At 59.8% G+C, this 14,449-nt stretch carries 13 protein-coding genes; 6 read left to right on the top strand and 7 right to left on the bottom strand.

Annotated elements, in window-relative coordinates; translation table 11 throughout:
• Positions 1-130 precede the first annotated feature (130 nt).
• The 3 genes from PQQ95_RS05990 to PQQ95_RS05980 all read left to right on the top strand — a co-directional run bounded on the left by PQQ95_RS05990 (position 131) and on the right by PQQ95_RS05980 (position 2,358).
• Positions 131-697 carry a TetR/AcrR family transcriptional regulator gene (locus PQQ95_RS05990; protein WP_408435766.1) on the top strand — a complete coding sequence of 189 codons (567 nt, stop codon included), beginning with the start codon at positions 131-133 and terminating at the stop codon, positions 695-697.
• Between the two features lie 172 nt (positions 698-869).
• Positions 870-1,295: an organic hydroperoxide resistance protein gene (locus tag PQQ95_RS05985; RefSeq protein WP_408435764.1), complete on the top strand. Its 426-nt coding sequence runs from the start codon at positions 870-872 to the stop codon at positions 1,293-1,295.
• A gap of 34 nt (positions 1,296-1,329) precedes the next feature.
• Positions 1,330-2,358 (top strand): alpha/beta hydrolase, encoded by a 1,029-nt coding sequence (locus tag PQQ95_RS05980; protein WP_408435762.1) that lies wholly within the window; start codon positions 1,330-1,332, stop codon positions 2,356-2,358.
• Positions 2,359-2,503: 145 nt separating this feature from the next.
• Here PQQ95_RS05980 and PQQ95_RS05975 read toward each other — a convergent pair whose 3' ends face one another.
• The 5 genes from PQQ95_RS05975 to PQQ95_RS05955 form a co-directional block, all read right to left on the bottom strand.
• Positions 2,504-3,271: an ABC transporter ATP-binding protein gene (locus tag PQQ95_RS05975; RefSeq protein WP_408435760.1), complete on the bottom strand. Its 768-nt coding sequence runs from the start codon at positions 3,269-3,271 to the stop codon at positions 2,504-2,506.
• Between the two features lie 38 nt (positions 3,272-3,309).
• On the bottom strand, positions 3,310-4,023 hold the full coding sequence (locus PQQ95_RS05970) for an ABC transporter permease (RefSeq protein WP_408435758.1): 714 nt from the start codon (positions 4,021-4,023) through the stop codon (positions 3,310-3,312).
• Entirely contained in the window at positions 4,020-4,709 is a 690-nt protein-coding gene (locus tag PQQ95_RS05965; RefSeq protein ID WP_408435756.1) for an ABC transporter permease, read from the bottom strand. The genes PQQ95_RS05970 and PQQ95_RS05965 overlap by 4 nt, the downstream gene beginning before the upstream one ends.
• A gap of 121 nt (positions 4,710-4,830) precedes the next feature.
• Positions 4,831-5,604, bottom strand: coding sequence for an ABC transporter substrate-binding protein (locus PQQ95_RS05960; RefSeq protein ID WP_408435755.1), 774 nt, complete (start codon positions 5,602-5,604; stop codon positions 4,831-4,833).
• Positions 5,605-6,155: 551 nt separating this feature from the next.
• Positions 6,156-7,334: a porin gene (locus PQQ95_RS05955; protein ID WP_408435753.1), complete on the bottom strand. Its 1,179-nt coding sequence runs from the start codon at positions 7,332-7,334 to the stop codon at positions 6,156-6,158.
• 299 nt (positions 7,335-7,633) lie between these two features.
• Here PQQ95_RS05955 and PQQ95_RS05950 point away from each other — a divergent pair, with 299 nt between their 5' ends.
• Positions 7,634-8,440 (top strand): MetQ/NlpA family ABC transporter substrate-binding protein, encoded by an 807-nt coding sequence (locus PQQ95_RS05950; protein ID WP_408435751.1) that lies wholly within the window; start codon positions 7,634-7,636, stop codon positions 8,438-8,440.
• 144 nt (positions 8,441-8,584) lie between these two features.
• Here PQQ95_RS05950 and PQQ95_RS05945 read toward each other — a convergent pair whose 3' ends face one another.
• Together PQQ95_RS05945 and PQQ95_RS05940 are read right to left on the bottom strand one after the other, a co-directional pair.
• Positions 8,585-9,700: a succinylglutamate desuccinylase/aspartoacylase family protein gene (locus PQQ95_RS05945; RefSeq protein WP_408435749.1), complete on the bottom strand. Its 1,116-nt coding sequence runs from the start codon at positions 9,698-9,700 to the stop codon at positions 8,585-8,587.
• Positions 9,701-10,012: 312 nt separating this feature from the next.
• Positions 10,013-10,795, bottom strand: a complete 783-nt coding sequence (locus tag PQQ95_RS05940; protein WP_054042026.1) for an ABC transporter substrate-binding protein — start codon at positions 10,793-10,795, stop codon at positions 10,013-10,015.
• A 697-nt stretch (positions 10,796-11,492) separates the two neighbouring features.
• On the opposite strand from PQQ95_RS05940, the gene PQQ95_RS05935 reads away from it, so the two are divergent.
• Complete coding sequence (locus tag PQQ95_RS05935; RefSeq protein ID WP_408435747.1) at positions 11,493-12,641, top strand: ABC transporter substrate-binding protein; 1,149 nt, start codon at positions 11,493-11,495, stop codon at positions 12,639-12,641.
• Positions 12,641-14,440, top strand: a complete 1,800-nt coding sequence (locus tag PQQ95_RS05930; protein ID WP_408435745.1) for a diguanylate cyclase domain-containing protein — start codon at positions 12,641-12,643, stop codon at positions 14,438-14,440. Before PQQ95_RS05935 ends, PQQ95_RS05930 begins: the two co-directional genes overlap by 1 nt.
• Positions 14,441-14,449 lie beyond the last annotated feature (9 nt).

The following is a 14,449-nucleotide window of genomic DNA, read 5'->3' as shown; positions in this document are numbered from 1 at the left end:
AGCAAAGGCCGCAGCGTACCAGACTTCAAATGCCTGAAGTTACGGGTCGTATAAGCCTCCTGACAGCCCACGCGAAACCCTATGACGGAATCGCTTGACAATCTATCTATGAGTAGATATAGTTCGATCCATGGAAACGACAACGACAGTGCGCGAACAGATCCTCGACCACGCAATCACGCTCATCATGCTGCGGGGTTATAACGGGTTTAGCTATCGTGATCTGTCCAGTCTGGTTGGCGTAAAGACCTCGAGCATCCATTACTACTTTCCGTCGAAAGACGATCTGGTTCTGGAAGCGGTCAACGAGTACAGCAAGGAAGTACTCAACGCCATCCATGCAATCGACGCTTCGTTGCCGGCCGATGTAAAGCTCAACAAGTACGGAAAGCTGTTCGGCAGGACCCTGGGTGACGGCGATCAGATCTGTCTGTGCGGCATGCTGGCTGCCGATATCGGGTCGTTGCCCGATAACATCCGGCAAGCGGTGCAGGCTTTTTTCAAGGCCAACGAAAGCTGGCTGGCCAAGGTTCTGGCGCAAGGCGTGAAGGAACATACGCTGGCGGTGAACGGCAAACCGGAAACCGCGGCGCGCGCCCTCTACGCGGCTTTTCAGGGCAGTGTGCTGGCAAGCCGGTTGTTTCACACCAAGGCTCGGCTCGAAGACGTCGAGGCTTCGGTGAAGATTGCGCGATAACGCAGTCGATGTGAGGTGGTCAGCCACCTCTTTGTTTGATTCCTTTATCTATCTTTGAGTAGATAGATAAAGGATGAATGTGATGTTGAATCGTCCGTTTTTTTCGTAGATTCATCTATCTAGTAGTAGATAGCAGAGTCCGAATACTGTCCTCTTTTAAAGGAGCTTCACCATGTCAGTCGAAAAAGTTCTCTACCGCGCCCATGCTCATGCCACGGGCGGTCGCGACGGCCGTGCTGTCGTCCCCGCAGGCAATCTCGACTTCAAGCTGACCACGCCCAGGGAATTGGGCGGTGCGGGCGGCGAAGGCGCCAATCCCGAGCAGCTTTTTGCCGCCGGCTACAGCGCCTGCTTCCTCGGCGCGATGAAGTTCGTGGCGGCGCGCGACAAGGTCGCCATCCCCACAGATGTCTCGATCGACGGCAGCGTCGGCATCGGCGCAATCCCGAACGGCTTTGGTATCGAAGTCGAACTGAAGATCTCCCTGCCCGGCATGACACGCGAAGCGGCCCAGGCACTGGTCGACAAGGCGCACATCGTCTGCCCTTACTCGAACGCCACCCGCGGCAACATCGACGTCACCCTCACGATCGTTTAATCACGCACCCCATCGATTCGCAAAGGAATAAGCCATGAAGACCCTCAAGCCCTTGCTGCTCGCCGCCGCTCTTGCCGCCAGCTCCACTCTCGCCATTGCCGCCAGCCCGGCAACACCGGCCTCGCCCGATCTGGTGACCAGTCAGTTCCTGCATGCGCTGAACAGCGGCACGGGACCGGCCATCAACACGTTGACACCGGCGCAAGCGCGCCAGGTGCTGATCGGTGCGCAGAACAGCGTGAAGGTCGATCTGTCCGGCATCGATGTGTCGAACAAGACCATTGAGCAGGACGGCATCAGCGTGCCGATCACGATCGTGCGGCCACAAGGCGCAACGGGCACGCTGCCGGTCTTCATGTTCTTCCACGGCGGTGGCTGGATTCTTGGGGACTTCCAGACGCACGAGCGGCTGGTGCGTGACCTCGTCGTGCAATCGGGCGCTGTGGCGGTGTTTGTCGATTACACGCCGTCGCCCGAAGCGCGTTACCCGGTGGCGATCAACCAGGCGTATGCGGCTACCCGATGGGTCGCGGAGCATGGCAATGAAATCGGTGTGGACGGCAGCCGCCTTGCGGTAGTGGGGAACAGCGTCGGCGGCAACATGGCTGCGGTTGTCTCGCTGATGGCGAAGGACAAGCAGGGCCCCGCCATCCGCTTTCAAGGTTTGATGTGGCCGGTGACGGACAACAATTTCAATGACGGCTCGTACAACGCCTATCCGGAAGGCCATTTCCTGACCCGGCCGATGATGAAGTGGTTCTGGGATGCCTATACCAGGGATCCGAAGCAACGTAACGAGATTTACGCCTCGCCGCTGCGTGCTTCAGTCGATCAATTGAAGGGGCTGCCGCCGGCGCTGATCCAGGTCGCGCAGTTCGACGTGCTGCGCGATGAAGGTGAGGCCTATGGTCGCAAACTCGACGCTGCGGGCGATGAAGTCACCACGGTCCGCTACAACGGCACGATCCACGACTTTGGCTTGCTTAATGCGCTCGCCGGCGACGCGCCGACCAAAGCCGCAACCCGCCAGCTTGCCAACGAGTTGCAGATGCGTCTGAAGTAAGGCGTGCAACCGTGACCGCGGCACCTTGCGTAGCAGCAGGGTGCCGCGGCGATTTTGCGCATTCGACTTTACGTTCACGCAAGGTATCGTCGCGTGCCGATACCGAATATCGTTGAGGCTATCGGAGCTTTCCCGGAAACCGTTTTTATTTGAGGCTGCCGGTAAGAAACTGGCCTAGGCGTTCGCTTTTCGGGTTGACCAGAACGTCTTGAGGATGGCCTTCTTCTTCGATCTTCCCCTTATGCAGAAAGACCACGTGATTCGACACGTTGCGGGCAAATCCCATTTCGTGCGTGACCACGATCATCGTACGGCCTTCTTCAGCGAGAGCCTGCATCACTTTCAGCACCTCGCCGACCAGTTCCGGGTCGAGCGCCGACGTGGGTTCGTCAAACAGCATGACTTCGGGCTCCATGGCCAGCGCGCGCGCAATGGCCACCCGCTGTTGCTGCCCGCCCGAAAGGTGTGAAGGATACTTGCCTTCCATGCTCGCGTTGAGTCCAACCTTGGTCAGATACTTGCGAGCCCGGGTTTCCGCTTCAGCCCGGCTTAATCCCAACACGCTGATGGGCGCTTCGACGATGTTTTCGAGCACCGTCATGTGCGCCCACAGGTTGAAGTGCTGAAACACCATCGACAGTTTGGTGCGCATCTTCTGCAGCTGCTTGTGATCGCTCACCCGCAAGGCGCCGGTTCTATCCGGCTTGGTCTGGATCTCTTCTGCGTTGAGGGTGATGCGCCCCGAGCAAGGTTGCTCGAGGAAATTGATGCAACGCAGAAACGTGCTTTTACCTGAGCCGCTCGAACCGATGATGCTGATGACATCGCCGGCTTTCGCCTTGAGCGATACACCCTTCAGAACCTCGTTGTCACCGAACTTCTTGTGCAGGTTCTCGACAATCAGCTTATACATATCTCGATACACTCCATCTTGGCTGAGAGTAGCCAGGTTCAATGCCCTTGCGGCTTCAAATAGGCCAGCAAGCGTGTTTCCATTCTGCGGAACGCCCAGACCAGCGCGAATACGATGCAGGCGTACAGGACGGCGGCAATGCTATAGGCCTGGAAGGATGCGTAGGTTGCCGAGTTCACGTCGCGCGTCACCTTCAGAATGTCGGGGACGGTGGCCGTGAAAGCGAGCGTCGTTGCGTGCAGCATGAGGATGACTTCGTTGCTGTAGTTGGGTAACGCGCGCCGCAATGCGGACGGCAGGATGATCCGGGTGTAGAGCTTGAAGCGGGACATCCCATAAGCTTGCGCGGCCTCGATTTCGCCATAGGCGGTCGATTTGATCGCACCGGCAAATATCTCCGTGGCGTAGGCGCATTCGTTCAACGCAAAAGCAAGCAGCGTGCAGTTCATCGCGTTACGGAAGAACGTGTCGAGCAGGACGTGCGAATGGACGAACTGCAGGCTGTAGAGTCCCGTATAGCAAAGCAGCAACTGCACGTAGAGAGGCGTGCCGCGGAACACATACGTATAGAGCCAGACGGGTCCGGAGATGAAGCGGTTGCGCGACGAGCGGGCCACCGCCAGCGGCATGGCGAGGCAGAAGCCCAGTCCGATCGACGCGACCAGCAGCCACAGGGTGACGACGAGGCCGCTGTACCGGTAACCGTCGGTGTACAGGTAGGCTTGCCAATATTGCCTGACGAGTTCGATCACAGTACGGCCCTCCGGACACCAGTCGAGTAGCGCTTTTCCAGCCAGATCAACACCAGGTTGGACACTGTCGTGATCACCAGATAGATTGCGCCTGCAGTCAGCGTGAAAAAGAAAAACTGAAGTGTGCTTTTGCCCGCGTCCTGCGACGCCTTGACCACGTCGGCGAGACCGATGATCGAGACCAGCGCGGTGGCCTTGACCAGCACCTGCCAGTTGTTGCCGATACCAGGCAGAGCGAAGCGCATCATTTGCGGGAACATGATGCGGCTGAACACGCGCCACGAACTCATGCCGTACGCGAAGCCCGCTTCGAGCTGTCCGCGTGGAACGGAGAGAAAAGCGCCCCGGAACGTCTCGGTGAAGTACGCACCGTAGATAAAGCCGAGTGTGATGACGCCGGCAACGAAGGGGTCGATGTCGATCTGGTCGAAACCGAGGGCGTCAGTCAGATTGTTGAGCAGGATCTGAATGCCGTAGAACAGCAATAGCATCAACACGAGATCGGGAACGGAGCGAATCAGCGTCGTGTAGAGCGTGCCGACGTGAGAGAGGACGCGGTTCGGCGACAACTTCGCCGCCGCGCCGCCGAGACCCAGCAGGAACGATGCCGCCAGTGACAGCACAGCGAGCTTGATCGTTTCCAATGTGCCCGCAAGGAGAAGCGGGCCATAACCGTGAAAGAACATAGTTTCCTATCCTCGATTGCAAAGCGTCCCCGTTCGGCGCCGGCGATTCGGGCCGGCGCAACGGGTGACGCTGAACCATGGCATACGGGGGGTAGACCGACGAAAGGCGCTCAGCTACCGCTTAGCTGCCGTACACGTCGAAGACAAAATACTTTTTCTCGATGGCCTTGTAGGTGCCGTCCTTGATGATGTCGGCGATGGCCTTGTCGATTTTCTCCTTCAGGTCCACGTCGTCCTTGCGCAGGCCGATGCCGGCGCCGTTGCCGAGGATCTTCGCGTCGACGATGTCCTTGCCGGCGAACTGGAAGCCCGCGCCGCGCGGCGTATTCAGGAAGCCGATGTCGGCCTGCACGGCGTCCTGCAAGGCGCCGTCAAGACGGCCCGAGAGCAGATCGGTGTAGACCTGGTCCTGATTCTGGTACGGCACGACCTTGGCGCCCTTCGGCTCCCAATAGGTTTTGGCGTAGGTTTCCTGGATCGTGCCCTGTTCGACGCCGATCGTCTTGCCCGCCAGCGATTCCGGCGTCGGCAGCAGGGTCGAGCCTTTCTTCGCAATGAGGCGCGTCGGCGTGTTGAAGAGCTTGGCGGAGAAGTTGACCTGTTCGGCGCGTTGCGGCGTCATCGACATCGACGACAGCACGCCGTCGAACTTCTTGGCCTTCAGCGCGGGAATCATGCCGTCAAAGTCGTTTTCGACCCACACGCATTTGGCCTTCAGACGTGCACAGATCTGGTTGCCGAGATCGATGTCGAAGCCGGTCAGTTTGCCGTCGGTACCCTTCGATTCGAATGGCGGATAACTTGCGTCGACCCCGAAGCGGATGGTGGACCAGTCTTTTGCGTAGGCGCCAGTTGCGATGGCAGCGAGCGCGATACACAGGGCAAGCTTCTTCATGACATCTCCAAAAAGGGTACTTCGTGACATCGGGTGTAGGGGTTCGAGTCCCCCGCAGCATCCGGTATTCGATGCGCCTATGTTGACTAGACATATCGGATCATGATGCGCGGCGCGCTGATCTATGCAGCTTGTCTATACAAGATAGCCGGTCAATATCATGCGGAGCAACTGGGGTTTTCTCGTATGCTATTGGCTGAACGTAAGGATTTGACGGGTTTTCAGCGCTTGCTGGCTAAATCTGGATGCCGGAAATACGCCGAATAACAAAGCGGTATATACACCTTAAGCGCTGAGATACGCATGATGATGTCTATACAAGACGGGCGCTCGGACCTGCTTGTCCATGACCGGAAGAGCAGGCTCCGGTTGCACCAGATCACATGCGCGCAGGCCCGCGAGCGGGGCTTGGGGAGGGTGGTAAAGGGGATCTTGCCAGGAACTGGCGGGTGCCTGAAAACCGGCTTCCCAAAAGAAAAACGCCCCGCAGGGCGTTTTCCGGAACCTCGGGGCAAGGAGCTCGCGCTCCTCGCCGACAGGGTAAGACGTGCTTAGAACTTGTGACGGATACCGACGCGGAATGCCAGCTGGTTGTCCGCACCCGTGCCCGACGTGTTGAAGTAGCTCGTGCTCGAACCGATCTGCGCTTGCAGATTCGTCTTGCCGACCTGGCCTGCAGCGATCTGGTAGATACCCAGTGCATACACGTCCGTGCGCTTGCTCAGCGCGTAGTCGACGCTCAGGTCTACCTGGTTCCAGTGGCCCGTGTTGGCGTCGCTCAGGTGCATGTACGTGTAGCCTGCACCTGCCGTCAGCGCCGGCGTGAACGCGTACTTCGCGCCCGCTTCGTATGCGGCGAACGTGGTCGCGCTGCCCGAGATCGGGTCGAGGCGCGTGTTCGTGTACAACGCCCACAGCGTCGCTGCGCCGATCGAGTAACGGCCGCCCACGCCGACCGTGCGCAGATCCTGGATCTGGCCCGTGCCGAGCGTCGGGAACGTCACGTTAGCCAGCGACGTCGAGAAAGCCGGCGATGCCTGACCCGGGTAGCGGATGTCCGTGTACGCTGCGCCCACGCTGAACGGGCCGTTTGCATAGTTCGCGCCGAAGCTGTATGCGCGCGACGAACCTGCGACCGTTGCCGTGGCCGTGCCGGTGGCCGGCACGCCGGCGAAGCCGCCAGCCGTGTTCGAGAAGCCGTACATCGCGCCGAAGGTCAGGCCCGCGAAATTCGCGCTGCTGAACTTGACGGAGTTGTTGATACGGCTCGACGTCAGCTGGTCGACGTCATTGATATGGTAAGCGTAGTTACCCGCAACGGTTTGGCCGCCGGTCGAGTAGTTGCCGCCGAGGTAGTCCGTCGAAAACGAATACTGGCGACCGAACGTCAGCGAACCGACGTTGTTCTGCGACAGACCGACAAACGCTTGACGGCCGAACAGTGCGCCGCCCTGGCCGAGCGTGCCGTTGCCGCTGTTAAAGCCGCTTTCCAGCACGAACAGTGCCTTCAGGCCGCCACCGAGATCTTCGGTGCCGCGCAGGCCCCAACGGCTGCCTTGAGCAACGCCGTCGTCGTACTTGACGATGTTGTCGTGACCGGTGCTGGTCTTCGAGTTGTTGGCGTAGCTGATACCGGCATCGATCAAACCATACAGCGTGACGCTGCTTTGCGCGTGGGCTGCAGTGGCGAAGACTGCGAGGGTAGCGGCGGTCAATACTTTCTTGTTCAAGACTTTCTCCGATTAAAAAATAGGCGATCGCGACGCCGGGCTCTGTGGTCCGGTCGTGCGCTGGCACGGAATTTAAGGGAATGCGGAGTAAGGTACGTGACAGCTTCGCTTATTTTTGTAATCTGTCGCGTCGGCGCGACACTCACATAGCATTGCGGGTTGAAATCACGCAAGGCGCGTAGCGCATAAGCTTTTTCCAGATCGTGCATATAAGTGTGTGAAAAACGATTGGTTTTCGGGGGCATCGGCTGCATGCGACGATCCGCGCCTATCAATCAGGATTGTTCGAGGAAAAACGCATGCAACGCCGAAAAATCATCCAGAATCTGCTCGCTATCGCCGCTGTTTCGCTCACGGCAACGTTTGCGCACGCGGACGACAAACAACTGAAGGTCGGCACGATGAGCGGCCCGGACGCGCAGATCTGGTCGGTCGTGACCAAGGTGGCCGCGCGCGAGGGGCTGAATGTGAAGGTCATCGAATTCAACGACTACGTGCAGCCGAATGCGGCACTCGACTCAGGGGATCTCGACGCTAACGGTTTCCAGCACCAGCCGTTTCTCGATAGCCAGATCAAGCAGCGTGGCTACAAGATCGTCAACGTCGGCCTGACCTACGTTTCGCCGATGGGCTTCTATTCGAAGAAGCTCAAGTCGCTCAAGGACTTGCCGGAAGGCGCGAAGGTCGGCATCCAGAACGATCCGTCGAATGGCAACCGCGCGCTGCTGCTGTTGCAGAAGTACGGCGTGATCAAGCTGAAGCCGGGCGTCGGCACGAACGGCGTCAACGCCACGCCGCTCGACGTCGCCGAGAATCCGAAGAAGATCAAGCTGATCGAACTCGACGCCGCGCAATTGCCGCGCTCGCTCGACGACCTCGACGCGGCGTCGATCAACACGGATTACGCGGTGAAGGCCGGCTTGCAGCCGACGAAAGACGCGATTGCGATCGAAGACCTCAAGGGTCCGTACGCGAATCTGATCGCCGTGCGTGCGCAGGATCGCGACAAGCCGTGGGTCAAGAAGCTGGTCGCGGCGTATGAGTCGGATGAAGTGCGCAAGTACATTGACACGCAGTTCAAAGGCGCGATCATTCCGGCTTTCTGAGCGGTTTTATAAGCGGCCTTCGAGTCATCCGTTCTTTCGCAACAGAGGTGTAAACGCAGATCGCCCGCTGAAATGGCGGGCGATCTGCTTTGCGGACGCGGCTTGCACAGATGAATACAGAAAAGCGCGGCTTCCGTTGTTTTCCTAGTTGCTCAACAACGACCCGCTTCTGAACGCCTTCGCACCGGCAATGCGCGCGAATTCCAGCCCGGCTGTCGCGAAGCGCGTCAAATGCCGCGCATACAGCACGCCGGCAACGGTGCTCTTCAGCGTCACGACGCGGTCGGTCAACGGATCGACGATATCGGCGATCTCATGGCCGATGTCGACCCAGGTACCCACTTCGCAGCGATACACGAGCACGCCGCTCATCGGCGCGACGATCGGTTCGGCGCCGGCCAAAGGCGTCGCGGCGAATTCGAGCGCCGGCAGGGGCGCCGGTGTGCCGTCGATCACGCCGCGCGAGGTGAGGTACTCGATGATGGCCTGGGCGTCGCGCTCAGCGTACTCATACGACACTTCACGTTGACCACGCAGTTCGATCGTGACCGAAATCGAGCCGTTCGGAATCGGGAAGCGGTCGCCGTAACGGCCGCGCAGATCCGACCAGCAGAAGCTGTGGATTTCGTCGAACGGATTGCCCACCGAATTCAGCGCCAGCAGCGACGCCTTGGCGTCCAGATAACAGGCGAGCGGCTCGACTTCCGGCCACAGGTCCGGGTTCGTGTAGAGGTGCATCGCGGCTTCCCAGTCGCAGTGCAGATCGAGCACGACGTCGGCGTCGTACGAGAGCTTTTGCAGCGCCAGACGTTGCGATTCGAGTTCGGTTTCCGGCTTTTGCGCGTCGAGCGCTTCACGCATCGCCGCGCGGATCGCCGTGCGATTGGCGTCGATGTTGTCGGTGAGGCGCGCTTCGATGCCGGGCTGAACCAGCGCTGCCAGCTCATAGAAATTGCGGTTGAAGTTCTGCGCGCTGTTGGTCTCGAAGCGACCCGTCAGATGGCCGAGAAAGTGCTGATTCAGGCCGATCGGATTGGCCACCGGCACGATCACGACTTCGCCGCGCACCTTGCCGGCGGCTTCCAGCGCGGCGAGCTTGCCGCGCAGCGCCCACGACACCAGCATGCCAGGCAACTCGTCGGCGTGCAGCGACGACTGGATGTAAATCTTCTGCCCGCCGCCGGGACCGTAGTGAAAACTCGTCAGATTACGGGCGGTGCCGAGCGTCGGGGCAATCAGCGGATGGGTTTGGGTTTGCATGGTTTTCGAATCCGCGGGCAAGTGAGGCGTGCCGCGCTATGTCGTTGATTACAGTGGGAAAGGGGGTTTCAAGGCCGGTCATTGGCGGGCGGGTTCGCAGCGCCTCGATCGCACGATCTTAGCCGATATGACGGCGTGCGTGGTCTCGCGCGAGGTCATCTGGATCGCGCGCGGCACGCGGGCTGGCCCGTCCGGTTCGATCGCTGTCTGGGCGGTGCGGCGCGGCGGCTTTCGCAAACGAAACGGGCTCCGCGTGGTGCGGAGCCCGTCTTTGCAAGCCGGCAAGCGCGCCGTCAGACGCGCCGGGTTGGCTTAGCCGCCGTACACGTCGAAGTCGAAGTACTTCTTCTCGAGCTTCTTGTACGTACCGTCCTTGATGATGTCGGCAATCGCCTTGTCGACCTTCGCCTTCAGATCGGTGTCTTCCTTGCGCATGCCGATGCCTGCGCCGTTGCCGAGGATCTTCGGATCGTCGAGGTCCTTGCCGACGAAGTCGAAGCCCGCGCCGCGCGGCGTCTTCAGGAAGCCGATGTCGGCTTGCACGGCGTCTTGCAACGCTGCGTCAAGACGGCCCGACAGCAAGTCGGCATAGACCTGGTCCTGGTTCTGATACGGCACGACCTTCGTGCCCTTCGCTTCCCAGTACGTCTTGGCGTAGGTTTCCTGGATCGTGCCTTGCTCGACGCCAACCGTCTTGCCCTTGAGCGAATCGGCGGTCGGCAGGATGCCCGAACCCTTCTTCGCGACGAGGCGCGTCGGCGTGTTGAACAGCTTCGACGAGAAGGCGATCTGCTCAGCGCGTTGCGGCGTCATGGACATCGACGACAGCACGCCGTCGAACTTCTTCGCCTTCAGGGCCGGGATCATGCCGTCGAAGTCGTTTTCGACCCACACGCACTTGGCTTTCAGGCGCGCGCAGATTTCATTGCCGAGGTCGATGTCGAAGCCTGCGAGCTTGCCGTCCGAGCCCTTGGACTCAAACGGAGGGTAGCTGGCGTCAACGCCGAAACGGATAGTCGACCAATCTTTAGCGTGTGCGCCAATCGAGACGGTAGCAAGCAGAGCAACCGTCAAAGCCGCTAGCAGTTTTTTCACTGTTTAACTCCTCGGTGTAGTTCAAATACGCCCGTATGCGGTTGTGCCGCTACGGGACACCTGGCGCGACTTACGACCAGGCTTGGGTTGAAGCTGCCGGCCGGGGCGGCCAGCAGCGCGCGCCAAGCTTATCAGTTCAAAAAGATTGGGTAGCTAGTGAAACACCGGATGGCGCAAGGGAATAGCTTTTAAAGCCTGAGTGTGGTGGCGATTTCGACGGCGCGGCCATGCGTCTTGCATGATCCCGGTGCGCCGCCTGTTGTCTTGCAATGATGCCGTAATGAAGTTGGCTAATTGAAGCGCTTTGCCGGGCTGCTTCGCAAGATGCGTTGTGCCGGCAAACCTCGTATTGGAAATAGCGCTATTTACCGCCGCTCCCTATTGCGGGCTATTACGACGCCCGCGCGATCGTTTCAATTGGTCGTCGATAAGTTAAAGATTTCGCAAGAACAACCGTTAAATACAGATGAGCATTTTTGTTAAATCACGCCTGACCGGTTGTTTTTTTCAATCAAGGCGGGGCCGGAACCAAAAATGCAGGGCTTGGCGCTATGATCGACGCGCTGCACGCCTGCCTTTGCAGCGCATGATCGTATCGGTATTTGTCTGAACAAAGTCATCGAGCACTCCGCCCGCGATTAAATCCCGCGCGCCTGTTTTGCGTTCGTCTTAATGGCCTTCTGCTAAGCGGTTGTATATGCACACGATTTCGATGGCAGACGAAATGCGCTGTTTCAAACTATCGCGCCGGCGCCGAATTGCAGTCGCAACGGCACGCGCGACGTTGCTGCGCGGCTGCGGTTTTTCCGGTTTTTTGACATTTCTGATAAACGCCGCTTTCTGTTGTAGCCTTTTATCTTCTGCTCCTGTCGTGGCCGCCGGCAATGTATTGCGTGTGCTGGCATGGCCCGGTTATGCGGATGCCGACGTCGTCAAGACGTTCGAGACGCGCTACAACGCGAAGGTCGAAGTCACGCTGGTCGATTCCGACGAGGCGCTATGGGCGCAGATGCATGCCCAGGCGACGCCGCCGTTCGATGTGCTCGCGGCGAATACAGCCGAAATCGAGCGCTATACCCGCGCGAATCTGCTGGCGCCGCTCGATCTGGCCAGTTTGCCGAATACGAAAAAGCAGTTGCCGCGGTTTCAGGCGCAGTCGTCGATCGAAGGGCTGACCTCGGCGGGCAATGTGTACGCCATTCCATTCACGTATTCGTCGATGGGGCTGATCTATGACCGCAAGCAGATCGCCGTCGCGCCGCGCTCGATGCGCGAATTGTGGAACCCGCGCTACCGCGGCAAGGTTCTCGACTTCAATAGCGCCCAGCATAATTTCTCGTTCACTGCGCTGGCGCTGGGATATCCCCATCCCTTTCAGCTCGACGCCACGCAGATGCGCGTGATTGCTCACAAGCTCGTCGATCTGCGCCGCAACCTGCTGACTTATTACACGTTGCCGGAAGAAGCGACCGCGTTCTTCATCCAGCATAACGTTGCCTTGATGTTCGGTAACTATGGCACCCAGCAGGTTGAATCGCTGCGCCGCGCCGGCGCTGACGTCGGCTACGTGATTCCTGACGAAGGCGCACTCGCCTGGCTGGACTGCTGGTCGATGACGCGTTCCGCAAAGGATCGTCCGCTCGCGCTTGCGTGGATCAACTACATGCTCGAACCGGCGGTTAGTGCGCTGTTGACGCAACGTCAGGGGCTCGCCAACACGCTGACGGCGCCGGCGGAAAACAGCGACAAGGCGCACATCGTCTGGATCGGCCCAGTGGAAGATGCGCAGCGTCGCGAAGCACTGTGGAACAGAATCGTGTCCGGCGACAGGTCGGAGCGTTTTTGATGATGCGCCCCGGCCTGACATTCAAGTTATCGATTCTGCTTGCATGCATCGGCGTGCTGGCGTCCGGCGCGACCGGCTATTACACATACCGCGCCAATCGTACGATGCTGGTGAACGAAGCCGGGCAAAGCCTGCTGACTTCAACGGAACTGCTGGGCGAGCGCTTTTCCGTGGCGATCGACGATGTCGGCGCAGACGCGCTGGTGCTTGCGAGCTTGCCGTCTTCAGCGGACGTCGCGCAGACCGACGACGGTGTGGGCGCGAATGCGCCGCGCGAACAGTTGGCGCAGGTGTATGCCAGCTTCATGGTGCACCACGCCGAGTACCTGCAAATTCGTTTCATTACCCGCAAGCACTACGGACTCGAACTGATCCGTTACGACCGTGATGCGGACGGCCTGGTGCGGGTCGAGGGGAACAGGTTGCAGGAAAAAGGCCAGTTTGCCTATGTGTTCGACACACTGGCGTTCTCGCCCGGACGCATTTACACCTCGCCGATCGTGGTGAATCACGAGTACGGCGCGCATGACGCCGACGGCAAGCCGACGCTGCGGCTCGGCACGCCGGTGGCGGACGCGAGTGGGGCGGTGGTGGGCGTCGTGATTATCGATATCGATCTGGCCCGCCTGCTCAACCGTTTGCAAAGCGATTTGCCGAGCGACTATCAGGTTTATCTCGCCAACGAATGGGGGGATTTCCTGGTCCATCCGGACGCCTCGAAAACGTTCGGCTTCGACAGGGGGCGCCGCGTTCTGATGCAGGATAGTTTTTCCGCGACCCGGCCCCTCTTCGATCAGTCAAAAAGCGAAGTTCTGCTGAACGGCCTCGAGCGCCCGCGCCAGGCGGCCGGTCAGGTGCTTGCTTTCGTGCGCAGACCGTTCGGCGCATCCGAGGGCAACCGGTTTATCGTGATCGGTCTCGGCAAGCCGCTCGAGGATGTATTGTCCGGCGCCACTCAACTGGGTAACAGAATCATCCGCATGGTGCTGATCTTCAGCATCTTGGCACTGCTCCTGGCGATTCTGTTTGCGCGCGCGCTGACCAAGCCTTTGCATAGTCTCGCGTACGCGGCGACCCATCTGTTCGCCGAGCACGCCATGGAAACGCTGCCGCTCAAACGTACCGACGAGATTGGCATTCTGGCGCGCTGCTTCGATCGTCTGCGCCGGGAAATCAGGTCGCAAATGGATGTGCTGCATAACAAGCAGCGTGAACTCGTGCATCTCGCCACGCATGACGGGTTGACCGGCTTGCCGAACCGCATGTTATTCATGCAGAAGCTCGAGGCGGCGATCGGGGAAGCGACACGGCGTCAGGAAGGGCTCGCCGTGCTGTTCGTCGACCTCGACCGCTTCAAGCAGATCAACGACCAGTTCGGCCATTCGATCGGAGACAAGGTGCTCGCTGCCGTGGCGCTGCGGCTGAAGAAGGTGCTCTGCACGGCCGATGTTGCGGCACGGCTCGGCGGGGATGAGTTCATCGTGTTGATCGAGGGGCCGCGCTCCGCCGAGGCCGCGCCAGGGATTGCCTCGCGGATCATGGGCGCGTTGAACGAAGAACTGCTGATCGAAGGACAAAGCATGACGGTGGGCGCGAGCATCGGCATCAGCCAGTTTCCGGACGATAGCGCGACGGTGGAGGAGCTGCTGCTCCACGCCGACGCGGCGATGTATGCAGCCAAAGCCGGTGGACGGTGTGGGTATTTGCGCTACCAGGATGTGCTGGCGGCGCGGACGCGGGAGCGGGAACAAGCGGGCGAAGGGGCACCGGAAGGCCATGAGGCGGAGCCGACGGCCTGAGGCGCCGAC

This window comes from Paraburkholderia caffeinilytica (assembly GCF_046030355.1).
Classification (GTDB): domain Bacteria; phylum Pseudomonadota; class Gammaproteobacteria; order Burkholderiales; family Burkholderiaceae; genus Paraburkholderia; species Paraburkholderia caffeinilytica_B.
This window is presented reverse-complemented; position numbering and strand designations above follow the sequence as displayed.

Bases quoted from the DNA above. Each gene is read 5' to 3' on its own strand.
- PQQ95_RS05935 (WP_408435747.1), top strand. From the start codon at position 11,493: ATGCACACGATTTCGATGGCAGACGAAATGCGCTGTTTCAAACTATCG.
- PQQ95_RS05945 (WP_408435749.1), bottom strand. From the start codon at position 9,700: ATGCAAACCCAAACCCATCCGCTGATTGCCCCGACGCTCGGCACCGCC.
- PQQ95_RS05965 (WP_408435756.1), bottom strand. From the start codon at position 4,709: ATGTTCTTTCACGGTTATGGCCCGCTTCTCCTTGCGGGCACATTGGAA.
- PQQ95_RS05960 (WP_408435755.1), bottom strand. From the start codon at position 5,604: ATGAAGAAGCTTGCCCTGTGTATCGCGCTCGCTGCCATCGCAACTGGC.
- PQQ95_RS05930 (WP_408435745.1), top strand. From the start codon at position 12,641: ATGATGCGCCCCGGCCTGACATTCAAGTTATCGATTCTGCTTGCATGC.
- PQQ95_RS05950 (WP_408435751.1), top strand. From the start codon at position 7,634: ATGCAACGCCGAAAAATCATCCAGAATCTGCTCGCTATCGCCGCTGTT.
- PQQ95_RS05990 (WP_408435766.1), top strand. From the start codon at position 131: ATGGAAACGACAACGACAGTGCGCGAACAGATCCTCGACCACGCAATC.
- PQQ95_RS05975 (WP_408435760.1), bottom strand. From the start codon at position 3,271: ATGTATAAGCTGATTGTCGAGAACCTGCACAAGAAGTTCGGTGACAAC.
- PQQ95_RS05980 (WP_408435762.1), top strand. From the start codon at position 1,330: ATGAAGACCCTCAAGCCCTTGCTGCTCGCCGCCGCTCTTGCCGCCAGC.
- PQQ95_RS05985 (WP_408435764.1), top strand. From the start codon at position 870: ATGTCAGTCGAAAAAGTTCTCTACCGCGCCCATGCTCATGCCACGGGC.